We start from the raw sequence: 20,442 nt of genomic DNA, 5'->3' as shown, positions 1-20,442 counted from the left end.
TAGATAGACAGATGGAATGGTCGATACCGAATATGGAACACAGTGATGATTAGATTAAAAGGCCATTTTACTTATGCATGATTTCAGTGCGATCAAAGCTTTCCATGCTCTCTGTCAATACAAAAGCCTGACTGCGGCGGCGAAAGCGCTGGAACAGCCTAAGTCCACCCTCAGTCGACGTTTGGCGTCTTTGGAAAACGATCTCGGACAAGCCTTAATTGCTCGGCAAGGCAACCGTCTAACTTTGACTAAAGCTGGGCAAGTTTTTGCAGTCTATACAGAACAACTGCTTGAATTAGCAGAAAAAAGCCATGAAGCACTGCAAGAGTTTAATAACCAAATCAGCGGTGAAATGACCTTGGTGGTTCATCCGAACTTAATTCGTGGCTGGTTGAGCAACGTATTGGATGAGTTCATGCAAACCCACACCGAAATCAACATTCGACTCTACAGCCAATATGTGGCAGAAGAGTCGCATCTTGAGCCTGATTTACTGATTTGGATTGGCCCGTTTGCTCAACAAGGCTGGAGACGTGAATTGCTCGGCCATTGGCAATATTCACCTTATGCGTCGCCACACTATCTTGCCAATAACGACATGCCAGAGCATCCACAGGATCTAGTCAAACATCCTTGGATTGATTTTATCGCTTTTCGCCAAGAAGCCTTGGCTCTCATCCATCCTATTCACGGCAGCTATCTTTTACCTGCGCTCACAAGCCGCTTGCAGAGTGATAATTTAGCTATGCAAGCGGATGCGATAGCCAAAGGAAGAGGCATCGGCTTACTGCCGACATGGTTTGCCAAAGGCTTTGAACAAGCGCACCCAAACAGTGTGCAAGCATGTTTGCCAGAATGGTTGTCGCCACCCACTGAAATTAGTTGTCATTATCCAGCAGGCAGACATCCGCTCAAACTGCGTCTGTTTATCGACGCGCTACGTCAAGCCTGTCCTGAGGAATGGAAAGCACCATAAACATCAAGATCAAAAAAGCCCAGCGAATGACTCGCTGGGCTTTTGCATTAAAAATAAGAAGACTTAAGCAAGCAACTCTTGTGCTTGTTTCACCACGTTTTCAGTCGTAAAGCCGAACATTTTGAACAGTTGATCCGCCGGTGCTGACTCACCAAAGGTAGTCATACCGATGATCTTGCCGCCAAAACCAACGTACTTGTACCAGAAATCCGCGATACCTGCTTCAATAGCGATACGCTTAGTCACGGCGGCTGGTAGTACGGCTTCGCGGTAGGCTGCGTCTTGTTTATCAAACGCATCGGTCGATGGCATCGAAACTACGCGCACTTTCTTACCTTCTGCTGTAAGTTGCTCTGCGGCTTTTACCGCCAGTTCAACTTCAGAGCCAGTGGCAATCAGGATAAGCTCAGGCTGACCCGCGCACTCTTTTAGGATGTAACCACCTTTCGCGATATCCGCAACTTGCGCTTCGCTACGTGGTTGCTGCGCTAGGTTTTGACGAGAGAAAATCAGCGCTGATGGGCCATCTTTACGCTCAATCGCCAACTTCCATGCGACGGCTGATTCCACTTGGTCACACGGACGCCATGTGCTCATGTTCGGTGTCAAACGCAGTGAAGCCACTTGCTCAACCGGTTGATGGGTTGGGCCATCTTCACCCAAGCCAATCGAGTCATGGGTGTAGACTTGGATGTTCTGAATCTTCATCAGCGCGGCCATACGCATTGCATTACGGGCGTATTCCATAAACATCAGGAAGGTTGCGCCGTAAGGAACGAAGCCACCGTGCAGCGCGATACCATTCATGATGGCAGTCATACCGAATTCACGCACACCGTAGTGAATGTAGTTACCCGAGAAATCTTCCGCCGTGAGCGATTGAGAGCCCGACCACATGGTGAGGTTAGACGGTGCCAAGTCTGCCGAGCCGCCCATAAATTCTGGCAGCATTTTACCAAACGCTTCCAGCGCATTTTGTGACGCTTTACGTGACGCAATATTGGCTGGGTTAGCTTGAAGGTCAGCGATAATTTGACTCGCTTTCGCTTCCCATTCTGCTGGCAACTCGCCATTTACGCGGCGTTTGAACTCAGCGGCTTCGGCTGGGTAAGCGGCGGCGTAGGCATCAAACTTGGCGTTCCAATCGGTTTCTTTCGCTTGGCCAGCTTCTTTGGCATCCCACTGCGCGTAAATGTCGGCAGGGATGTGGAAAGGTGCATGCGGCCAACCCAAGAATTCACGCGCCGCTTTGATTTCTTCAGCGCCTAAAGGGGCACCGTGACAATCGTGTGAGCCCGCTTTGTTTGGCGAGCCAAAACCGATGATGGTTTTGGTGCAAATCAAGGTTGGACGAGGGTCAGCTTTCGCAGCCTCAATCGCGGCATTAATCGCTTCAGAGTTATGGCCATCAACCGCAGCAATAACATGCCAGCCGTACGCTTCAAAACGTTTTGGCGTGTCATCAGAGAACCAGCCTTCCACATGACCATCGATAGAGATGCCGTTGTCATCCCAAAACGCAATCAGTTTGCCAAGGCCCAGTGTGCCGCCAGAGAACACGCCTCGTGCGAGATGCCTTCCATCAAACAACCATCACCCATGAACACATAAGTGAAGTGGTCAACGATGTCGTGACCCGGTTTGTTGAACTGCGCCGCCAGTGCTTTTTCAGCCATCGCCATGCCGACCGCATTGGTAATACCTTGGCCTAGTGGGCCCGTGGTGGTTTCAATGCCCGGCGCGTAACCGTATTCTGGGTGACCTGGTGTTTTTGAGTGCAATTGACGGAAGTTTTTCAAATCATCAATCGACAGCGCGTAACCGCTCAGGTGCAATAAAGAGTAAATCAGCATTGAGCCGTGGCCGTTTGACAGCACAAAACGGTCGCGGTCAGCCCATTGTGGGTTTTGTGGGTTATGGTTTAAGTGGCTACGCCAAAGCACTTCAGCGATATCCGCCATACCCATCGGTGCACCAGGGTGACCAGAGTTAGCTTGTTGAACACCGTCCATACTAAGAGCACGGATGGCATTGGCGAGTTCTTTATTAGAAACAAGGTTACGGGAAGACATGTCTGCTCCTGAGTGCATTAAGCGAATTCAAATTAACGGAAATGGGCTGAAAATAGCGCGACTATTCTCTCAAAGCACTTTTCTCACTGCAAACGTTTTACTGGAGAAATAGTGCTCTTTAGCGCTTATTTTTAGGATAAAAAACCAAACTCCAATTTTTCATCTAAATTTAAGCAAACGTTTGGTTTACAGACAGGCGTAAAAATAACTTGTAATTCGACCATTCAAAACTAGAATAGACGTCTAGATGTAGAAATACCTACATAAACTAATGAATAACGATGGTGAGCGAAGCTTGCCATAGTCCAACGATTAAAAGTGGAGCTCTCATGGTTAAGCACCTATTTACTTCTGAATCCGTTTCAGAAGGCCATCCAGATAAAATTGCAGACCAAATTTCTGATGCAGTTTTGGATGCGATTCTAGAACAAGACATCAAAGCGCGTGTTGCTTGTGAAACTTACGTGAAAACCGGCATGGTCATGGTTGGTGGTGAAATCACGACCTCTGCATGGGTAGACATTGAAGAGCTTACTCGCCAAACCGTTCGTGAAATTGGTTACGTCAACTCAGAGATGGGTTTCGATGCCAATTCTTGCGCTGTTTTGAATACCATTGGTAAACAGTCACCTGATATCAACCAAGGTGTTGATAAGGCCGACCCTAAAGAACAAGGCGCCGGTGACCAAGGTATTATGTTCGGTTACGCGACCAACGAAACTGAAATCCTGATGCCGGCACCGATCACCTACGCTCACCGCTTGATGCAAAAACAAGCAGAAGTGCGTAAAAATGGCACGCTTTCTTGGCTACGTCCTGATGCAAAATCTCAAGTTACCTTCCAATATGACCAAGGTAAAATTGTCGGAATTGATGCAGTCGTTCTTTCAACGCAACATTGCGACTCTATCTCGACAGCTGACCTACGCGAAGGCGTCATGGAAGAGATCATCAAGCCTGTGTTGCCAGCCGAGTGGCTTAGCAAAGAGACCAAATTCTTCATCAACCCAACCGGTCGTTTTGTGATTGGCGGCCCAATGGGTGACTGTGGTTTAACTGGTCGTAAGATCATCGTTGATACCTACGGCGGCGCAGCGCGTCACGGTGGTGGTGCATTCTCTGGTAAAGATCCATCAAAAGTAGACCGTAGTGCAGCCTACGCGGCGCGTTATGTAGCGAAAAACATCGTGGCGGCTGGCCTTGCTGACCGCTGTGAAATTCAGTTGTCATACGCCATTGGTATCGCAGATCCAACCTCAATCATGGTCGAAACCTTTGGTACTGAGAAAGTATCACAAGAGATCATCATTGAAGCGGTACGCCAGCACTTCGACCTACGCCCATACGGCCTACAAGAAATGCTCAATTTGCTGCAACCGATCTACAAGAAAACCGCCGCTTACGGTCACTTCGGCCGTGAAGAGTTTCCTTGGGAAGCGACTGACAAAGCCGCCATCCTGCGTGACTTTGCTGGCTTGAAGTAATTTTCAACCTAGTTTAAATTTGTAAGCCCTTGCTCATTCGCAAGGGCTTTTTTCTAGGAATGAATCTGTGCCTAATTTTGAGCTACATTACCGTGCGCAAGTAAAAGCAAAACAGTGCATCACAACCGCTCGTCACTATTTTCAACACGACTTCCCTATGCCGAGTATCAGCTATCAGTTACGGGGAAAGGCGGCAGGTAAGGCTTATTTACAACGTTGGGAAATCAGACTGAATCCAGTGCTGTTTGCTGAAAATCAACGCGCTTTTCTCGATGAAGTGATCCCACATGAAATCGCCCACCTAATTACCTACCAGCGCTATGGTCGTGTTCGTCCACACGGTAAAGAGTGGCAGGCCGTGATGAATCAAGTGTTTCATTTACCAGCCAATACCACTCATCGCTTTGAAGTCTCTTCTGTGCAAGGCAAAACCTTTGAATATCACTGCGCCTGTGCGCATTATCCGCTCACTGTCCGTCGTCACAATAAAGTGATGCGCAATCAAGCCACCTACCGCTGTCAACACTGTGCACAAACGCTCCATTTTACTGGCGTGCAGCTTTCCTAAATAAACTTTGGTTGCTGCTACTTGAATCCACAGCGGTGTGTACACCCATCTACAATTAACAACAAAAACATCATTTATTATTCTTTAATCTGAGTGTTAGACTAATAAAAACCATACTTATATCAGTCTAAATGATGTCCTATTTTCGCTTATTGCTTGTGAATAGCAGCTTAGCTTTGTTCTCGTTTTGTGCCCTAGCTGCGCCTCCCGCTTCCTTTTCTCAAGCTAAAAAAGAAGCATTGAAAATCTATCATGATCATCCAGTGAGCTTTTACTGCGGTTGTGACATTGCATGGCAAGGTAAGAAAGGCACGCCCGACTTACAAGCTTGTGGTTACCAAGTTCGCAAACAACAAACTCGCGCCAGCCGTATTGAATGGGAACACGTCGTCCCTGCTTGGCAATTTGGCCACCAGCGTCAGTGCTGGCAACAAGGTGGGCGTAAAAATTGCACCAAAAATGATACTATTTTTCGTTCGATGGAAGCTGACCTTCACAACCTGACGCCGGCGATTGGCGAAGTCAACGGCGATCGTTCAAACTACAATTTCAGTCAGTGGAATGGCGTAGAAGGTGAAAGCTATGGCCGTTGTGAAATGCAGGTCGATTTTAAACAACGCAAAGTCATGCCACCCGATAGAGCACGTGGCTCAATTGCTCGTACCTATCTGTACATGAGCCAAAACTATGGCTTTCAGTTATCCAAGTCCCAAACACAACTAATACAAGCTTGGAATCGCCAATACCCAGCCGATGAGTGGGAATGCAAACGCGATCAGCGAATTGCCAAAGTTCAAGGCAATCACAACCCATTTGTGCAGCAACAGTGCCGTTCATGAGGTACTTTTTGTGGGCCATTTTCGTGATTGAAACTCGCCCTTGCCCCTTGTTTTTTCAGTGTAAAGCATCCATGTTAATGGCTATTCAACGTCAGGTAGGAACTATCCATGCGTATCCCTAGAATTTATCATCCGACTCCTCTTCAACCCTCAAGCATTATTGCTCTCAATGATGATGCGGCTGGGCATATTGGCCGGGTGTTACGCATGCAAGCGGGCCAAGAAGTACTGCTTTTTGATGGCAGTGGCGCGGAATTCCCAGCGGAAATTACCGAGATCAGCAAAAAAAATGTGCTGGTCAATGTGCTGAAAAGAGTCGAAAGCAGCTGTGAATCGCCTCTTAATTTACACCTTGGGCAGGTGATCTCGCGTGGAGACAAAATGGAGTTCACCATTCAAAAATCGGTCGAACTTGGCGTCAATACCATCACGCCTTTGATTTCTGAACGTTGCGGCGTGAAATTAGATGCCAAACGTTTTGAGAAAAAACTTGAACAGTGGCAAAAAATTGCAATCAGCGCTTGTGAGCAGTGCGGCCGCAATATAGTGCCGCTGATCCGCCCAATTATGCAATTGGAAGAGTGGTGTGCCGAACCCAGTGATGCGCTCAAGCTCAACTTACATCCACGTGCGAAGTATTCGATTAATACCCTGCCTCAACCCATCAATAAAGTCCGTTTGTTGATTGGCCCTGAAGGGGGCTTATCAGAATCAGAAATTAGCATGACTGAACAGTACCATTTTGAAGAAACCTTGCTAGGCCCACGCGTACTGCGTACAGAAACTGCGGCCTTAACGGCTATTACTGCTCTTCAAGTTCGCTTTGGCGATCTTGGCTAACCGGAGAAAAACAATGATTAAACTTGGTATCGTCATGGACCCTATCTCGTCCATTAACATCAAAAAAGATTCCAGCTTTGCCATGTTGCTAGAAGCGCAGCGTCGTGGTTATGAAATCCACTATATGGAGATGAATGATCTACACTTAGATCAAGGTGTCGCTTTTGCCGATACCAAAGTGGTGACATTAAAAGAAGATCCGAACGGTTGGTATGAGTTTTTATCTGAGCAAACTATTCCACTGGCTGATCTCGATGCAGTGTTGATGCGTAAAGATCCGCCGTTTGACACTGAATATATCTACGCAACCTACATTCTAGAACGAGCAGAAGAAGCAGGAACATTAATCGTCAATAAGCCGCAAAGCTTACGTGACTGCAATGAGAAACTGTTTACGGCATGGTTCCCTGAACTAACGCCAACCACCATAGTGACGCGTAAAGCGGAAAAAATTAAAGCCTTCCGCGCGCAACATGGTGATGTGATTTTAAAACCGTTAGACGGTATGGGCGGGGCATCTATCTTCCGCGTTAAAGAGGGTGATCCAAACGTATCTGTCATTATCGAAACATTAACTAACCACGGCCAAAACTACTGTATGGCGCAAACTTTTGTACCTGACATCAGCAACGGTGATAAACGTATTTTAGTGGTCGATGGTGAACCAATGCCTTACTGCCTAGCGCGAATTCCGGCACAAGGTGAAACCCGTGGCAATTTGGCAGCGGGTGGCCGTGGTGAAGCGCGTCCACTGAGCGAAACCGATAAAAAAATTGCTCAAGCTATTGCTCCAACATTGAAAGAAAAAGGCTTAATCTTTGTCGGACTTGACGTTATTGGCGACAAGCTCACTGAGATCAACGTGACGAGCCCTACGTGTATTCGTGAAATAGAGGCCGCCTTTGATATCTCAATTACCGGTAAGTTGATGGACGCGATTGAGCGTCGAATCAACAAGTCATGCTGAACTGGGCAAACTCTTGCCCAGTAATTTGCGATAGGTTGGAGGCAGTATGAATCTTACAAATCATTTTTTAGTCGCCATGCCAAGTATGAGAGACCCTTACTTCAAGCACAGTGTTATTTACATCTGTGAGCACAATGAAGAAGGGGCGATGGGCTTGATGATTAATGTGCCGATTGATATCACCGTGGGCGGCATGTTAAACCAAGTCGATGTTGAGCCAAGCTATCCGAAGCTTCAACTTGATAGCCTAAAAAGGCCCGTATTGAATGGCGGTCCTGTTTCTGAAGATCGTGGGTTTATTCTACATCGACCGAAAGATCATTATGAATCCAGCATCCGTATGAGCGATGACATTGCCGTCACCACATCGAAAGATATTTTAGCGGTACTGGGCACGGATGCCGAACCAAGTCACTATCTTGTGGCTCTGGGTTATTCAGGCTGGGAGCCGGGTCAGCTTGAGTTAGAGCTGGCTGAAAATTCTTGGTTAACCATTGAGGCCGATCCAGAGGTTATCTTTAATACGCCCATTCACGATAAGTGGAATCAGGCGATTAAAAAACTCGGCATTGACCCCATCCAACTCTCAGCGCAAGCTGGGCATGCTTAACTTTTACGGCTCTAACCTTTACGGCTCTAACTAGGTAACGCGCCTTTTTAGAGCCTTCGTTGCACCATTCAAGATACTGATTATGACATCCAGAACCATTATGGCTTTTGACTTTGGCACCAAAAGCATCGGCAGTGCGATTGGCCAAGAAGTTACAGGCACCGCATCACCACTTAAAGCCTTTAAAGCCAATGACGGAATTCCACATTGGGAAGAGATCGAAAAGCAGATCAAAGAGTGGCAACCCCATTTATTGGTGGTAGGGCTACCAACAGATTTGCACGGCAAAGCCTTAGAAACCATTACCCCACGAGCCAAAAAATTTGCGCAGCGTTTACACGGGCGCTTTGGCTTACCCGTTGAGATGCATGACGAACGGCTTTCAACCCGGGAAGCCCGCGCCGACTTGTTTGCCATGGGCGGCTATAAGGCGCTGAGCAAAGGCAATGTCGATTGCCAATCAGCCGTAGTGATCTTAGAAAGCTGGTTTGAAGCGCAATGGGGCGCGTAACTTAACCTCGCGCAACTTAACTTTAATACAGCGGTGCAGCACAATCCCGAATCGAGTTCGGGATTGTTCGTCTTAAACTGCGACTATTCCATATCAATCTGCACGTTATCCAATGTGCCACTGCTGATCCCTTCGCCACGCTTTGTTTTTAACATTAAACGTAAATCGTTAGCCGAGTCAGCGCTGTGCAGTGCATCTTGTTCACTGATTTTGTCCTCAACGACCAGTTGATACAGTGCTTGGTCAAAAGTCTGCATCCCCACTTCTTTTGATTTGCCCATCGTCGCTTTCAATTCGTGCAGATCACCGCGGCGGATCAAATCGGAAATTCGAGGGCTGTTGAGTAAAATCTCAAACACACCATGTCGTCCCTTGCCATTTTTATCGCGTATCAACTGCTGCCCCACGACGCCTTTGAGGTTCATCGACAGATCAAACAAAAACTGCTCTTTTTGCTCTTTAGGAACCAAATGCAAAATTCGCTCAAGCGCTTGGTTGGCATTGTTAGCATGTAACGTTGCCATACATAAATGACCTGTCTCGGCAAAGGTCATCGCATATTCCATCGTTTCACATGAACGGATCTCACCAATTAAAATCATATCAGGGGCTTGGCGCAGCGAGTTTTTCAGCGCCACTTCGTAACTCTCGGTATCCAACCCCACTTCTCGCTGTGTCACAATGCAGCGCTGATGCTCATGCACAAACTCAATCGGATCTTCCACCGTTAAAATATGCCCTGTTCGGTGCGAGTTACGATAACCCGTCATGGCCGCCATGGTGGTCGATTTGCCCGACCCCGTCGCGCCTACCACCAGCACCAGCCCACGCTTTGCAATCGAGAGATCTTGCAACACGCCCGGTAACTTTAATTCTTCAAAAGTGGGGATATGAGTTTCAATACGGCGGATCACCGCACCGGGCAGCTCACGTTGGAAAAAAGCACTGACACGAAAGCGGCCAATCTCTCTCACCACTGCAAAATTGGCTTCACGTGTGCGTTGAAATTCACGGCGGCGATCCTCATCCATCATGGCATCTAACAACGCCATCACCTGCGTTTGGGATAACTTTTCGCCATGAGCTCTTAACTCTCCATCGACGCGAAATAACACTGGCGCTCCTACGGTGAGGTACAAGTCGGAAGCTTTTTGAGTCAACATACCCTCAAGACATTGGTTCAGTTCCATGAGCTCTCTCTTAAAATGGTGATGAATTGACTTCCAGTTTTTTCTGTACTTCTTCTTGATCGACAATACCTTGCGCAATCAACTGTTTAGAATTCTGTTCCATGGTTTGCATGCCATGCGCCGCACCCGTTTGGATGATGGAGTACATCTGCGCAACCTTATCCTCGCGGATCAAGTTACGAATCGCTGGAGTGGCAAGCATAATTTCATGACATGCGACGCGGCCCCCACCTAAACGTTTTAGCAACTTTTGCGCAATCACGGCTCGCAATGATTCAGAGAGCATTGAACGAACCATCTCTTTATCACTACCGGGAAACACATCAATGATCCGGTCGATGGTTTTCGCCGCAGAGCTGGTATGTAACGTGCCAAACACTAAATGCCCGGTTTCAGCCGCGGTTAACGCTAAGCTGATGGTTTCTTGATCGCGCAGCTCACCGACCAAGATTACATCCGGATCTTCGCGCAGCGCCGAGCGTAGCGCCGCTTTAAAACTGTGGGTATCTCGGTGCACTTCACGTTGGTTAACCAAACATTTATTGTTGCTATGCACAAACTCAATGGGGTCTTCAATGGTTAAAATGTGTTTGTTGTGATGAGAATTAATGTAATCAACCATTGCTGCCAGTGTGGTCGATTTACCCGACCCTGTTGGCCCAGTCACCAGCACCAATCCTTTCTCATAATTGGCGATTTTATTAAAAATGTCAGGCGCTTGTAGTTCTTCCAAGGTTGGGATCACCGTTGGAATCGTCCGGAAAACCGCAGAGCAGCCACGAGATTGATGGAAAGCATTGACACGAAAACGCCCTACATTAGGCAGCTCAAATGAGAAATCCACTTCCAGTTTCTCTTCAAATTCACTACGCTGAGCATCGTTCATGATCTCAAAAATCAAACGATGCACGTCAGCATGAGTAAAAGCAGGCACTCCGAGCTTTCTTACTTCACCATCTATCCGTACCATAGGTGGAACACCTGCAGATAGGTGTAGATCCGAAGCGTTGTGCTTTACACTAAAATCCAGTAGCTCAGCGATATCCATTTAATTTCCTTAGTAAAGTCAGGCTATGAGTAGTATTCAACAAAACATTGAACAGATCACTTCACAAATTGAAAGTACACAACAAAAGTGTGGACGCGCTCGAGAGAGAGTGCAACTTTTAGCGGTCAGTAAGACCAAACCTGTCGAGGCGATTCTAGAAGCAGCGCGCGCTGGGCAACGTTTATTTGGTGAAAACTATGTGCAAGAGGGCGCGGATAAAGTTCAATACTTCAATACCTTGCACCCCGAACTGGATTTAGAATGGCACTTTATCGGCCCAATTCAGTCCAATAAATCGCGCATTGTGGCCGAGAACTTTGCTTGGGTGCATACGGTGGATCGAAGTAAAATTGCCCAGCGTTTAAATGATCAACGCCCAGCAGGCATGCCACCACTACAGGTCTTGATTCAAGTCAACACCAGCGGTGAAAGCTCGAAATCGGGCATTGGTGAACACGAAATAGTTGAGTTGGCAGAGTTGATATCCGCGCTACCCAACCTCACGTTAAGAGGACTGATGTCTATTCCTGAGAATGTCCCCGATTACGCTGCGCAACTTGCCGCATTTCAAAAACTGGCGAGCTTACAAGCGCAATTGTCTGAACGTTTTTCAGGGTTAGATACGCTCTCAATGGGCATGAGTGGTGACATGCAAGCGGCGATTGAAGCTGGTAGCACTATGGTGAGGATCGGCACCGCTATTTTTGGTGCGCGTGATTACGCTTAGCACTGGCTTATCTATCAACCACACAATAATCAATCAGCGACAAGCAATTAGAGGTCAGCAGATGCAGCAGAGAAACATCACTTTTATCGGTGCAGGCAATATGGCCAAAGCAATTATTGCAGGCTTAGTCGCCAGCGGTTATCCAGCTGATAGAATTACCGCGACCGCACCGTCAGAAACAAGACGCAAACCACTGGAAAGTGCTTATGGCATTCACACCACCAACGATAATCTTGCCGCAGCGCAGCAAGCCGATGTGGTGGTACTGGCGGTCAAACCGCAGTTGATGGCCAGTGTCTGTCAACCTTTGCAATCCATTGATTTTAGAAATAAGTTGGTGATCTCCATTGCAGCAGGTGTTTCTGCGGCGCGCCTTAATGGGATGCTGGCGACCGAACTGCAACTAGTACGCGCCATGCCCAATACACCTTCGCTGATCAATCGAGGCATGAGCGGTCTATTTGCCACTCCAAGCGTATCAGAGCAAGACAAACGCTTTACCGCACAATTGCTACAAGCCGTTGGTGAAGTGTGCTGGGTTGAAAACGAGTCCGCCATTAATGGCATCATCGCCGCCGCAGGCAGTGCGCCTGCCTACTTCTTTTTGTTTATGGAAGCGATGCAAAATGAAGCCATCGCTCAAGGCTTTGATAAAGAAACGGCCCGTTTGTTAGTACAACAAGCGGCGTTAGGCGCAGCCGAAATGGTGGTGGCAAACCCTGAGATTGAACTCTCGACATTGCGTGAACAAGTGACCTCCAAAGGCGGCACCACCGCCGAGGCGATTCGCACCTTTAACGAGCATCAATTTGCCAATATCGTTGCACAAGCGATGCAAGCGGCCGTAACTCGTGCACAAGAAATGGAAAAACTGTTTTAATCCTAGTGGCGTTTCACTAAGCTATAGCGCAAAAGCGCAAACGACACTCTACTCATATTAAGGGCTAGCTATGAATTCAATGAGTTTTTTGATCTCCACCCTGTTTGATCTGTACATCATGGTCGTAATTTTACGCATCTGGTTACAAGCAGCGCGTGCCGATTTCTATAACCCATTCTCCCAGTTTATCGTCAAAGCAACGCAACCTGTGGTTGGCCCACTGCGCCGAGCGATTCCATCCATTGGTAGCCTAGATTTGGCTACGGTTCTCTTTGCGTACGTGCTGTGCGTATTGAAATTTATTGCCTTAATGCTGGTGGCATCAGGTGGTGCAGTTAGTTTTAGCGTCTACTTTTTATTCTTAGGCTTACTCTCGTTAGTCAAAGCCGCTGGCGGTTTGCTGTTCTGGGTACTGTTGATCCGCGCTATTCTAAGTTGGGTTAGCCAAGGCCGCAGCCCGATTGAATACGTATTTCATCAATTAACAGAGCCGATGCTTGCGCCGATCCGCCGTATCCTACCAGCGATGGGTGGTTTTGATTTAAGTGTATTGGTGCTGTTTATTGTGCTGCAGTTTGCTAACTTCCTAATGGGCGATTTTATTGGCCCAGTATGGTATCAGTTGTAATGTCATCTGCTGTTTGGCAAGAGGGAGAGGATCTAATCCTCAAACTCTACATCCAACCCAAAGCAAGCCGCGATAGTATCGTCGGCTTGCATGGTGAGGAACTCAAAATTGCCATCACCGCACCGCCTGTTGATGGCAAAGCCAACGCGCATTTAACCAAATTCTTGGCCAAACAATTTAAAGTCGCCAAAGGTTTAATCGAGATAGAAAAAGGGGAATTGGGACGTCATAAACAAGTCCGAATTCATTCACCTCAAGTGATACCAGAGCCGATTGAAGCCATCTTGTGATGGCTTTTTATTTAGCCCACTCTGTTTTGTAAGGAGCACCACATGCGTAAATGGATGATAGCGTTTGTTATAGCCTTTATTTCGCTACCCACACTCGCCGAGCAGTTTCAAACCATCAAGAATGTTGAAGTTCACTACTCAGCTTTCAACTCAACATTTTTAACGCCACAAGTGGCGCGCAGTTATCAGTTAAAACGTAATGGTTACTCGGCTATTTTAAACATCAGCGTATTAGATAACTCGGCCTTAGCTAAACCAGCTATGGAAGCGACACTCAAAGGCAATGCGAAAAACCTAATCGGTCAGGTACGTGAACTTGAATTTAAACAATTCAAAGAGGGCAACGCGATTTATTACCTCGCTGAATTCCCCATTACCAATGAAGAGAATTTGAGTTTTGACATTGAGGTTGATGCGGGCTTAAAAGGTACCGGTAAGCTTAAATTTACCCAAAAATTCTACGTCGAAGAATAGAGAAACAGCACAATGAAAAAAATAGTATTAGCCACAGGAAACAAAGGCAAAGTGCGCGAAATGGCTGATCTGCTGGTTGATTTCGGTTTTGATGTGGTGGCGCAAACAGAATTAAACGTCCCAGAAGCCGAAGAGACTGGCACCACCTTTATTGAAAATGCGATCATCAAAGCACGACATGCTGCCAAAATCACTGGCTTACCTGCGATTGCCGATGACTCCGGCTTAGAAGTGGATTATCTGCAAGGTGCTCCGGGAATTTACTCGGCGCGCTACGCTGGTGAAAATGCCAGTGACCAACAAAACCTAGAAAAATTATTAGCGGCAATGGAAGGCGTACCAGACGAACAACGCACCGCTCGTTTTCATTGCGTGCTGGTTTTCATGCGTCACGAAAATGACCCAACACCATTGGTCTGCCATGGTACGTGGCAAGGTCGCATCTTGCACCAAGCTCACGGCTGTAACGGTTTTGGTTATGATCCGATCTTCTTTGTCCCTGAAGATAACTGCGCTTCAGCTGAACTGCTACCTGCACGTAAAAAGCAGCTTTCACATCGTGGCAAAGCGCTAAAAATGCTATTTAAAACCTTAAGCGAGCAAAATTCATAATGTTGCAACCACCCGCGCTGAGTTTGTACGTGCACATCCCGTGGTGTGTACAAAAATGCCCCTATTGTGATTTTAACTCTCACGCGCTAAAGCACGATATTCCTGAACGTGAATACATTGATGCGCTATTGGAGGATCTCGATACCGATATCGCCAAATACCGCCTTGTAGACCATCCTCGCCCATTGCATTCCATTTTTATTGGCGGTGGTACACCGAGTCTTTTTTCTGCTGAAGGTATTGCTCGCCTGCTGCAAGGCATTGAAGCGCGTATTGCGTTTAAGCCTGGGATTGAAATCACCATGGAAGCTAACCCGGGCACGGTAGAGGCTGACCGTTTTGTTGGATATCGACAAGCAGGGGTGACGCGCATCTCGATTGGTGTACAAAGTTTTGAGCCACAAAAACTGGCACGTTTAGGGCGAATTCATGGTCAGCAAGAAGCGGTTAATGCCGCTCAATTAGCTCATCAAATTGGCTTAAACAGCTTCAACTTAGATTTGATGCATGGCTTACCCGATCAAAACTGTGAACAAGCGCTGGCCGATTTAGACAAAGCGATTGCACTAAACCCACCTCATCTTTCTTGGTATCAACTGACCATTGAACCTAATACGGTTTTCTACTTTAAACCGCCTACTTTGCCAGATGATGACGCACTGTGGGATATTTTTGAGCTGGGTCACCAAAAATTGGCCGCCGCTGGGTACGTGCAGTATGAAATTTCTGGCTATAGCAAACCCGGCTATCAATGCCAACACAACTTAAATTACTGGCGCTTTGGTGATTATCTAGGGATTGGTTGTGGCGCGCATGGCAAGCTCAGCTTTAACGACGGGCGTATTGTACGCACCACTAAGGTGAAGCATCCGCGTGGCTATCTCAATTTACTCAAACCTTACTTGGATGACGAATTTGAAGTCGCCGCTGCGGATCGCCCTTTTGAATTCTTCATGAACCGCTTTCGCTTGATGGAACCTTGCCCGAAACAAGACTTTGTTGAAACAACTGGATTAAGTTTAAGCGTGATTCAACCAACGATAGATTGGGCACTAGCCGAACACTATTTAACGCAAACCGAAAGTCACTGGCAAATCACAGAAAAAGGAAAACTGTTTCTTAATGACTTGCTCGAAGCCTTTATGGCTGACGACTAAAAAGATAAACCCAACAGAGATTGGCTAACTTAATCGGTAGCCAATCTTTTGCCAAAAAGACGGGCTGTCGGAAAATATTGAACTTAAAAGATAGAGCGACCAATACGCTCAGCCAAGAGTTCTAACATCTTAGTGCCCGCTAAAGAATTACCTGACGCATCAAGCTCTGGCGACCAAACCGCAATCGTCATCTCCCCAGGAACAACAGCAATAATACCGCCACCTACGCCCGATTTACCCGGCATGCCAACACGATAAGCGAACTCTCCTGCGCCATCATACAAACCGCAAGTCGCCAATAAGGCATTGATCTGCTTACTTTGTGTCGGCGTTACTATCGCTTCCTTGGTATGCACGGACACCCCTTTATTCGCCAGATAACTGAAGGTTTTCGCTAATTGAACACAGCTCATTTTAAGTGAACAAGCGTGAAAATAGTTGTGCAGGACCGGGATAACGTCATTATCGAAATTACCAAACGATCGCATCAGATAGGCGATGGCAGCATTGCGATCGCTGTGCATCATTTCTGAAGCCGCTACCACTTTGTCGTATACGATGCCCTCTTCACCGGACAACTGACGTACAAACTCCAGTAAGCGCTGCCGAGGGGCTGATAAACGGCTATGCAGCATATCCGCCACCACAATAGCTCCAGCATTGATAAAAGGGTTACGCGGAATGCCCTGCTCCATTTCAAGCTGGATCATCGAATTAAACGCTTGGCCTGAAGGCTCTTTTCCGACACGAAGCCATAGCTCTTCTGGTTTATAAAGCATCATAGCGAGCGTTAAGCTCAAAGCTTTAGAGATGGATTGAATTGAGAATCCTTCCGTGGCATCTCCAGCCGAAATCACTTCACCTTGATTGGTGTAAACCGCGATCGCCAGCTTGTTATTCGGTACTTTGGCTAAAGCAGGAATGTAATCGGCGACTTTTCCTTTGCCGATCAGTGGGCGAACCTCACACAAAATATCAGCAAGTAGATTGGGTGTTAGCTTCATGGGTGACTTTACCTCGGGTGAGAAATGTTTTTCTCTATTTTTATAATGATTTTCGTAGGGCGCTAAGGCCGAAAAAGCCAACATTACAACAATGTTGGCTTTTCTTTAATCGCTAATTTTGTTGCAGCAACAAAAGTGAGTCGTTACGCGGTGCGTTTATATTTGATATCCCACACACCATGACCTAAACGGTGACCACGCGCTTCAAATTTAGTCAAAGGACGCTCTTCTGGACGAGGAATATAGTCACCTTCTGCGGCAATATTGGCAAAGCCCGGCGCTTGATTCATCACTTCAATCATATGCTCAGCGTAGTTTTCCCAATCGGTCGCCATATGAAAGATGCCCTCTTCCATTTTTAGTTTTTGACGCACCATTTCCGCAAATTCTAACTGCACAATGCGGCGCTTATGGTGACGTTTTTTGTGCCAAGGATCAGGGAAGAACAGTTGCAGTGTATGCAGGCTACCATCAGGGATCATGTGTTCAAATACTTCCACTGCATCATGGCACATCACGCGTAAATTAGTCACGCCAGCATCACGAGCGGCTGACAAACAGGCGCCAACACCTGGGCTATGCACTTCAATACCAAAGAAGTTTTTTTGCGGTGCATTTTTAGCCATTTCAACTAATGAAGCGCCCATACCAAAACCGATTTCTAAAACCACCGGGTTATCGTTACCAAAAACCGCCGCCCAATCGAGCAATTGTGGCTGGAAATCAATACCCATTGTTGGCCAACATTCATTCATTGCCGCTTCTTGGCCTTTAGTTAATCGACCCTCACGACGAACGAAACTACGGATTCGACGCAGTATTTTGCCTTCTTCGGTATATTCGTTGGTGGTTACTTCACTCATTGATCTTGCCTGCACATTGATTAATCAAAGCGGGGATTATCCAAAGAATTATTCTCGGTGCAAGTGTTATCGAAATAAACTTGTTGGATAAATCCACACAATTTGTCCGTTTTACAACGTCACATTTATGTGGTGCAATTTTGCTCCACTAAAACTATAAACCAAAGAGCCTGTCGTGACACCTTTCGCTAACGCCATTTTAAAATGGTATGACGCCTATGGGCGCAAACATTTGCCGTGGCAACAAAACAAAACGGCCTACAGCGTTTGGCTGTCGGAAATTATGCTCCAACAAACTCAAGTCGCAACGGTAATCCCTTATTTCGAACGCTTCATGCAACGTTTTCCAACCGTGATTGATTTGGCCAATGCAGAACAAGACGAGGTACTGCACCTATGGACCGGCCTTGGTTATTACGCACGTGCACGCAATCTACACAAAGCAGCCAAAATAGTGGCCAGCGAATATGGCGGTGAGTTTCCCCTTGATATCGAACAGATGAATGCTCTACCGGGTATTGGCCGATCAACCGCTGCGGCGGTGCTTTCTTCGGTTTATAAGCAGCCGCACGCCATTTTAGATGGTAACGTAAAGCGTACTTTAGCCCGCTGCTTTGCTGTCGAAGGCTGGCCGGGGCAAAAAAAGGTTGAAACTCAGTTGTGGCAACATGCCGAACAAAATACGCCAGCGCAAGATGTTGATAAATATAACCAAGCCATGATGGATATGGGGGCGATGGTCTGCACACGCAGCAAACCGAAATGCACGCTCTGCCCAGTTGAATCTTTTTGCATCGCCAATAAACAAAATAACCCTCTCGATTATCCGGGCAAAAAACCAAAAACAGACAAACCAACCAAACAAACTTGGTTTGTGATGCTGCACCATAACCATCAAGTATGGTTAGAACAGCGCCCTCAAAGTGGAATTTGGGGTGGATTATTTTGCTTCCCTGAAAACCCCAATAGCGCCATCGAAGATCAACTTGATCACAGAGCCATCAAAGAGAGCGCTATCCGCTCTATTCGCCCACTCATCGCTTTTCGCCACACGTTTAGCCATTATCATTTAGAGATCACACCGATCTTGGTGGAGTTATCTCAACAACCGAACATCATCATGGAAGCAAGCAAAGGTCTTTGGTATAACTTAGCCCAACCGGAACAAATCGGCTTAGCCGCTCCTGTAAAACAGTTGCTAGAAAGCCTTCCATTTGAAATTAACCCTTAAAACACCGAAGAGGAAGTGACCATGAGCCGCACTGTATTTTGTGCTCGACTAAATAAAGAAGCCGACGGTTTGGATTTTCAACTGTACCCAGGTGAATTGGGTAAACGTATTTTTGACAACATCTCAAAAGAGGCTTGGGCACAATGGCAGCATAAGCAAACCATGCTGATCAACGAGAAAAAACTCAATATGATGGACCCTGAACATCGTAAATTGCTGGAAACCGAAATGACCAACTTCCTATTTGAAGGAAAAGAGGTCCATATCGAAGGCTACACGCCACCAAGCAAATAAGAGATACCTTATTTATTTCGAGGATAATCAATGACATCATGGTAAACGCTCTGATGTCATTTTTGTATTGGGAAGATAATGAGAAAGCTGACTTACTTTTTTATTGCAATGCTACTGGCCGGTTGTAGCCGAGAATTAGTTGAACGCATATACAGCGTCGACTATGAGCCGACCAACCGTTTTGCCAAAAACTTAGCGCAATTACCCGGGCAATTTGTCAAAGATACCGCCGCCTTAGATGCACTGATCAGCAGTTTTTCTGGCAACATTGAGAAACGCTGGGGCAGTAAAGAGATCAAAGTCGCCGGTAAAAGCAACTATGTAAAATACATCGATAATTACCTGAGTCGTTCCGAAGTCAATTTCTCCACGGGAACCATTATTATCGAAACAGTTTCCCCAACTGACCCCAAAAAACATCTGCGCAATGCCATTATTACCACCTTGCTCACGCCTGATGATCCCGCACACGTTGACCTTTTCTCTTCACAAAATATCGAATTGAATGGTCAGCCATTTTTGTACAACCAAGTGCTTGATCAAGATAAACAACCGATCCAGTGGGGTTGGCGCGCGAATCGATTTGCTGATTATCTTATTGAAAATAAATTAAAAGTTAAGAACGTTGATTTCAAAAAAGCCTACTATGTGGAAATTCCTATGGTAGCGGATCATGCCTCTAAACGAGGTTATAAATACGCCGACATCGTGCACCGAGCCTCGAAAAAATATAACATTCCCGAAGATCTGATCTACGCGATCATAAAAACTGAAAGTAGCTTTAACCCCTACGCCGTCAGTTGGGCCAATGCGTATGGCCTGATGCAAGTGGTTCCTAAAACCGCAGGTCGAGATGTTTTTAAACTGGTCAAAAATAAATCTGGTGAGCCCAGTCCTGAATATCTGTTTGATCCCGAAAAAAATATTGATACGGGAACGGCCTATTTTTATATTCTGAAAAACCGCTACCTCAAAGAGGTCAGCCATCCAACGTCACTCGAATACAGTATGATTTCGGCCTACAACGGCGGCACAGGAGGAGTACTGAATACCTTTAGCAAAGATAGGAAACGAGCGATGAGGGACTTAAATTCACTGCAACCCAATCAAGTCTATTGGGCGCTGACCCAAAAACACCCTAAAGCTGAATCGAGAAGGTACTTAGAAAAAGTAACAA

Annotated in this window: 22 protein-coding genes and 1 pseudogene; 18 read left to right on the top strand and 5 right to left on the bottom strand. The window is 46.6% G+C overall.

What is annotated here, in order from left to right:
• Window positions 1–73 precede the first annotated feature (73 nt).
• The gene (locus tag B9J84_RS11460) at window positions 74–976 is read left to right on the top strand and encodes a LysR family transcriptional regulator (protein ID WP_019282284.1); all 903 of its coding nucleotides are present in this window, start codon (window positions 74–76) and stop codon (window positions 974–976) included.
• Between the two features lie 63 nt (window positions 977–1,039).
• On the opposite strand, the pseudogene tkt reads toward B9J84_RS11460, so the two are convergent.
• Window positions 1,040–3,048 (bottom strand): annotated as a pseudogene (gene tkt, locus B9J84_RS11455) (transketolase).
• Between the two features lie 329 nt (window positions 3,049–3,377).
• On the opposite strand from tkt, the gene metK reads away from it, so the two are divergent.
• From metK to ruvX, 7 genes are all read left to right on the top strand, one after another.
• On the top strand, window positions 3,378–4,532 hold the full coding sequence (gene metK, locus B9J84_RS11450; RefSeq protein WP_026027375.1) for a methionine adenosyltransferase: 1,155 nt from the start codon (window positions 3,378–3,380) through the stop codon (window positions 4,530–4,532).
• 67 nt (window positions 4,533–4,599) lie between these two features.
• The gene (locus B9J84_RS11445; RefSeq protein WP_017045505.1) at window positions 4,600–5,100 is read left to right on the top strand and encodes a SprT family zinc-dependent metalloprotease; all 501 of its coding nucleotides are present in this window, start codon (window positions 4,600–4,602) and stop codon (window positions 5,098–5,100) included.
• Window positions 5,101–5,231: 131 nt separating this feature from the next.
• A complete protein-coding gene (gene endA, locus B9J84_RS11440; RefSeq protein WP_094124171.1) occupies window positions 5,232–5,939 on the top strand; it encodes a deoxyribonuclease I in 708 nt (235 codons plus the stop codon).
• A gap of 108 nt (window positions 5,940–6,047) precedes the next feature.
• Entirely contained in the window at window positions 6,048–6,779 is a 732-nt protein-coding gene (gene rsmE / locus B9J84_RS11435; RefSeq protein ID WP_094124170.1) for a 16S rRNA (uracil(1498)-N(3))-methyltransferase, read from the top strand.
• A 13-nt stretch (window positions 6,780–6,792) separates the two neighbouring features.
• The gene (gshB, locus tag B9J84_RS11430; RefSeq protein ID WP_038220267.1) at window positions 6,793–7,746 is read left to right on the top strand and encodes a glutathione synthase; all 954 of its coding nucleotides are present in this window, start codon (window positions 6,793–6,795) and stop codon (window positions 7,744–7,746) included.
• 46 nt (window positions 7,747–7,792) lie between these two features.
• A complete protein-coding gene (locus B9J84_RS11425; protein WP_017045507.1) occupies window positions 7,793–8,356 on the top strand; it encodes a YqgE/AlgH family protein in 564 nt (187 codons plus the stop codon).
• An 82-nt stretch (window positions 8,357–8,438) separates the two neighbouring features.
• Window positions 8,439–8,867, top strand: a complete 429-nt coding sequence (gene ruvX / locus B9J84_RS11420) for a Holliday junction resolvase RuvX (protein ID WP_019282292.1) — start codon at window positions 8,439–8,441, stop codon at window positions 8,865–8,867.
• Between the two features lie 83 nt (window positions 8,868–8,950).
• Here the strand turns inward: ruvX and B9J84_RS11415 are convergent, their stop codons facing one another.
• Window positions 8,951–10,057, bottom strand: coding sequence for a PilT/PilU family type 4a pilus ATPase (locus B9J84_RS11415; RefSeq protein ID WP_094124169.1), 1,107 nt, complete (start codon window positions 10,055–10,057; stop codon window positions 8,951–8,953).
• Between the two features lie 10 nt (window positions 10,058–10,067).
• Window positions 10,068–11,105 (bottom strand): type IV pilus twitching motility protein PilT, encoded by a 1,038-nt coding sequence (locus tag B9J84_RS11410; protein WP_013857819.1) that lies wholly within the window; start codon window positions 11,103–11,105, stop codon window positions 10,068–10,070.
• A gap of 25 nt (window positions 11,106–11,130) precedes the next feature.
• On the opposite strand from B9J84_RS11410, the gene B9J84_RS11405 reads away from it, so the two are divergent.
• The 7 genes from B9J84_RS11405 (at window position 11,131) to hemW (ending at window position 15,873) form a co-directional block, all read left to right on the top strand.
• Complete coding sequence (locus B9J84_RS11405; RefSeq protein ID WP_094124168.1) at window positions 11,131–11,832, top strand: YggS family pyridoxal phosphate-dependent enzyme; 702 nt, start codon at window positions 11,131–11,133, stop codon at window positions 11,830–11,832.
• Window positions 11,833–11,893: 61 nt separating this feature from the next.
• On the top strand, window positions 11,894–12,712 hold the full coding sequence (gene proC, locus B9J84_RS11400; RefSeq protein WP_094124167.1) for a pyrroline-5-carboxylate reductase: 819 nt from the start codon (window positions 11,894–11,896) through the stop codon (window positions 12,710–12,712).
• Window positions 12,713–12,782: 70 nt separating this feature from the next.
• Window positions 12,783–13,340, top strand: a complete 558-nt coding sequence (locus B9J84_RS11395) for a YggT family protein (RefSeq protein WP_010320643.1) — start codon at window positions 12,783–12,785, stop codon at window positions 13,338–13,340.
• Complete coding sequence (yggU, locus tag B9J84_RS11390) at window positions 13,340–13,630, top strand: DUF167 family protein YggU (RefSeq protein WP_026028959.1); 291 nt, start codon at window positions 13,340–13,342, stop codon at window positions 13,628–13,630. Before B9J84_RS11395 ends, yggU begins: the two co-directional genes overlap by 1 nt.
• Before the next feature lie 42 nt (window positions 13,631–13,672).
• On the top strand, window positions 13,673–14,104 hold the full coding sequence (locus B9J84_RS11385) for a DUF4426 domain-containing protein (protein ID WP_094124166.1): 432 nt from the start codon (window positions 13,673–13,675) through the stop codon (window positions 14,102–14,104).
• 12 nt (window positions 14,105–14,116) lie between these two features.
• The gene (locus B9J84_RS11380; protein WP_017050639.1) at window positions 14,117–14,716 is read left to right on the top strand and encodes an XTP/dITP diphosphatase; all 600 of its coding nucleotides are present in this window, start codon (window positions 14,117–14,119) and stop codon (window positions 14,714–14,716) included.
• Window positions 14,716–15,873 carry a radical SAM family heme chaperone HemW gene (hemW, locus tag B9J84_RS11375; protein WP_047688111.1) on the top strand — a complete coding sequence of 386 codons (1,158 nt, stop codon included), beginning with the start codon at window positions 14,716–14,718 and terminating at the stop codon, window positions 15,871–15,873. The genes B9J84_RS11380 and hemW overlap by 1 nt, the downstream gene beginning before the upstream one ends.
• An 83-nt stretch (window positions 15,874–15,956) precedes the next feature.
• Here the strand turns inward: hemW and glsB are convergent, their stop codons facing one another.
• Together glsB and trmB are read right to left on the bottom strand one after the other, a co-directional pair.
• On the bottom strand, window positions 15,957–16,877 hold the full coding sequence (gene glsB / locus B9J84_RS11370) for a glutaminase B (protein WP_026028230.1): 921 nt from the start codon (window positions 16,875–16,877) through the stop codon (window positions 15,957–15,959).
• 143 nt (window positions 16,878–17,020) lie between these two features.
• The gene (gene trmB, locus B9J84_RS11365; RefSeq protein WP_026027213.1) at window positions 17,021–17,740 is read right to left on the bottom strand and encodes a tRNA (guanosine(46)-N7)-methyltransferase TrmB; all 720 of its coding nucleotides are present in this window, start codon (window positions 17,738–17,740) and stop codon (window positions 17,021–17,023) included.
• 175 nt (window positions 17,741–17,915) lie between these two features.
• Here trmB and mutY point away from each other — a divergent pair, with 175 nt between their 5' ends.
• From mutY to mltC, 3 genes are all read left to right on the top strand, one after another.
• On the top strand, window positions 17,916–18,971 hold the full coding sequence (mutY, locus tag B9J84_RS11360) for an A/G-specific adenine glycosylase (protein WP_013857828.1): 1,056 nt from the start codon (window positions 17,916–17,918) through the stop codon (window positions 18,969–18,971).
• A gap of 21 nt (window positions 18,972–18,992) precedes the next feature.
• Window positions 18,993–19,265 (top strand): oxidative damage protection protein, encoded by a 273-nt coding sequence (locus B9J84_RS11355; RefSeq protein ID WP_010320634.1) that lies wholly within the window; start codon window positions 18,993–18,995, stop codon window positions 19,263–19,265.
• Between the two features lie 78 nt (window positions 19,266–19,343).
• On the top strand, window positions 19,344–20,442 hold a 1,099-nt coding region (gene mltC / locus B9J84_RS11350), incomplete at its 3' end, for a membrane-bound lytic murein transglycosylase MltC (RefSeq protein WP_094124165.1).

Source organism: Vibrio sp. V03_P4A6T147 (assembly GCF_002241085.1).
In the GTDB taxonomy this organism is placed as follows: domain Bacteria; phylum Pseudomonadota; class Gammaproteobacteria; order Enterobacterales; family Vibrionaceae; genus Vibrio; species Vibrio anguillarum.
The sequence above is the reverse complement of the archived record's forward strand: the minus strand, read 5'-3'. Positions and strand labels throughout refer to the sequence as shown.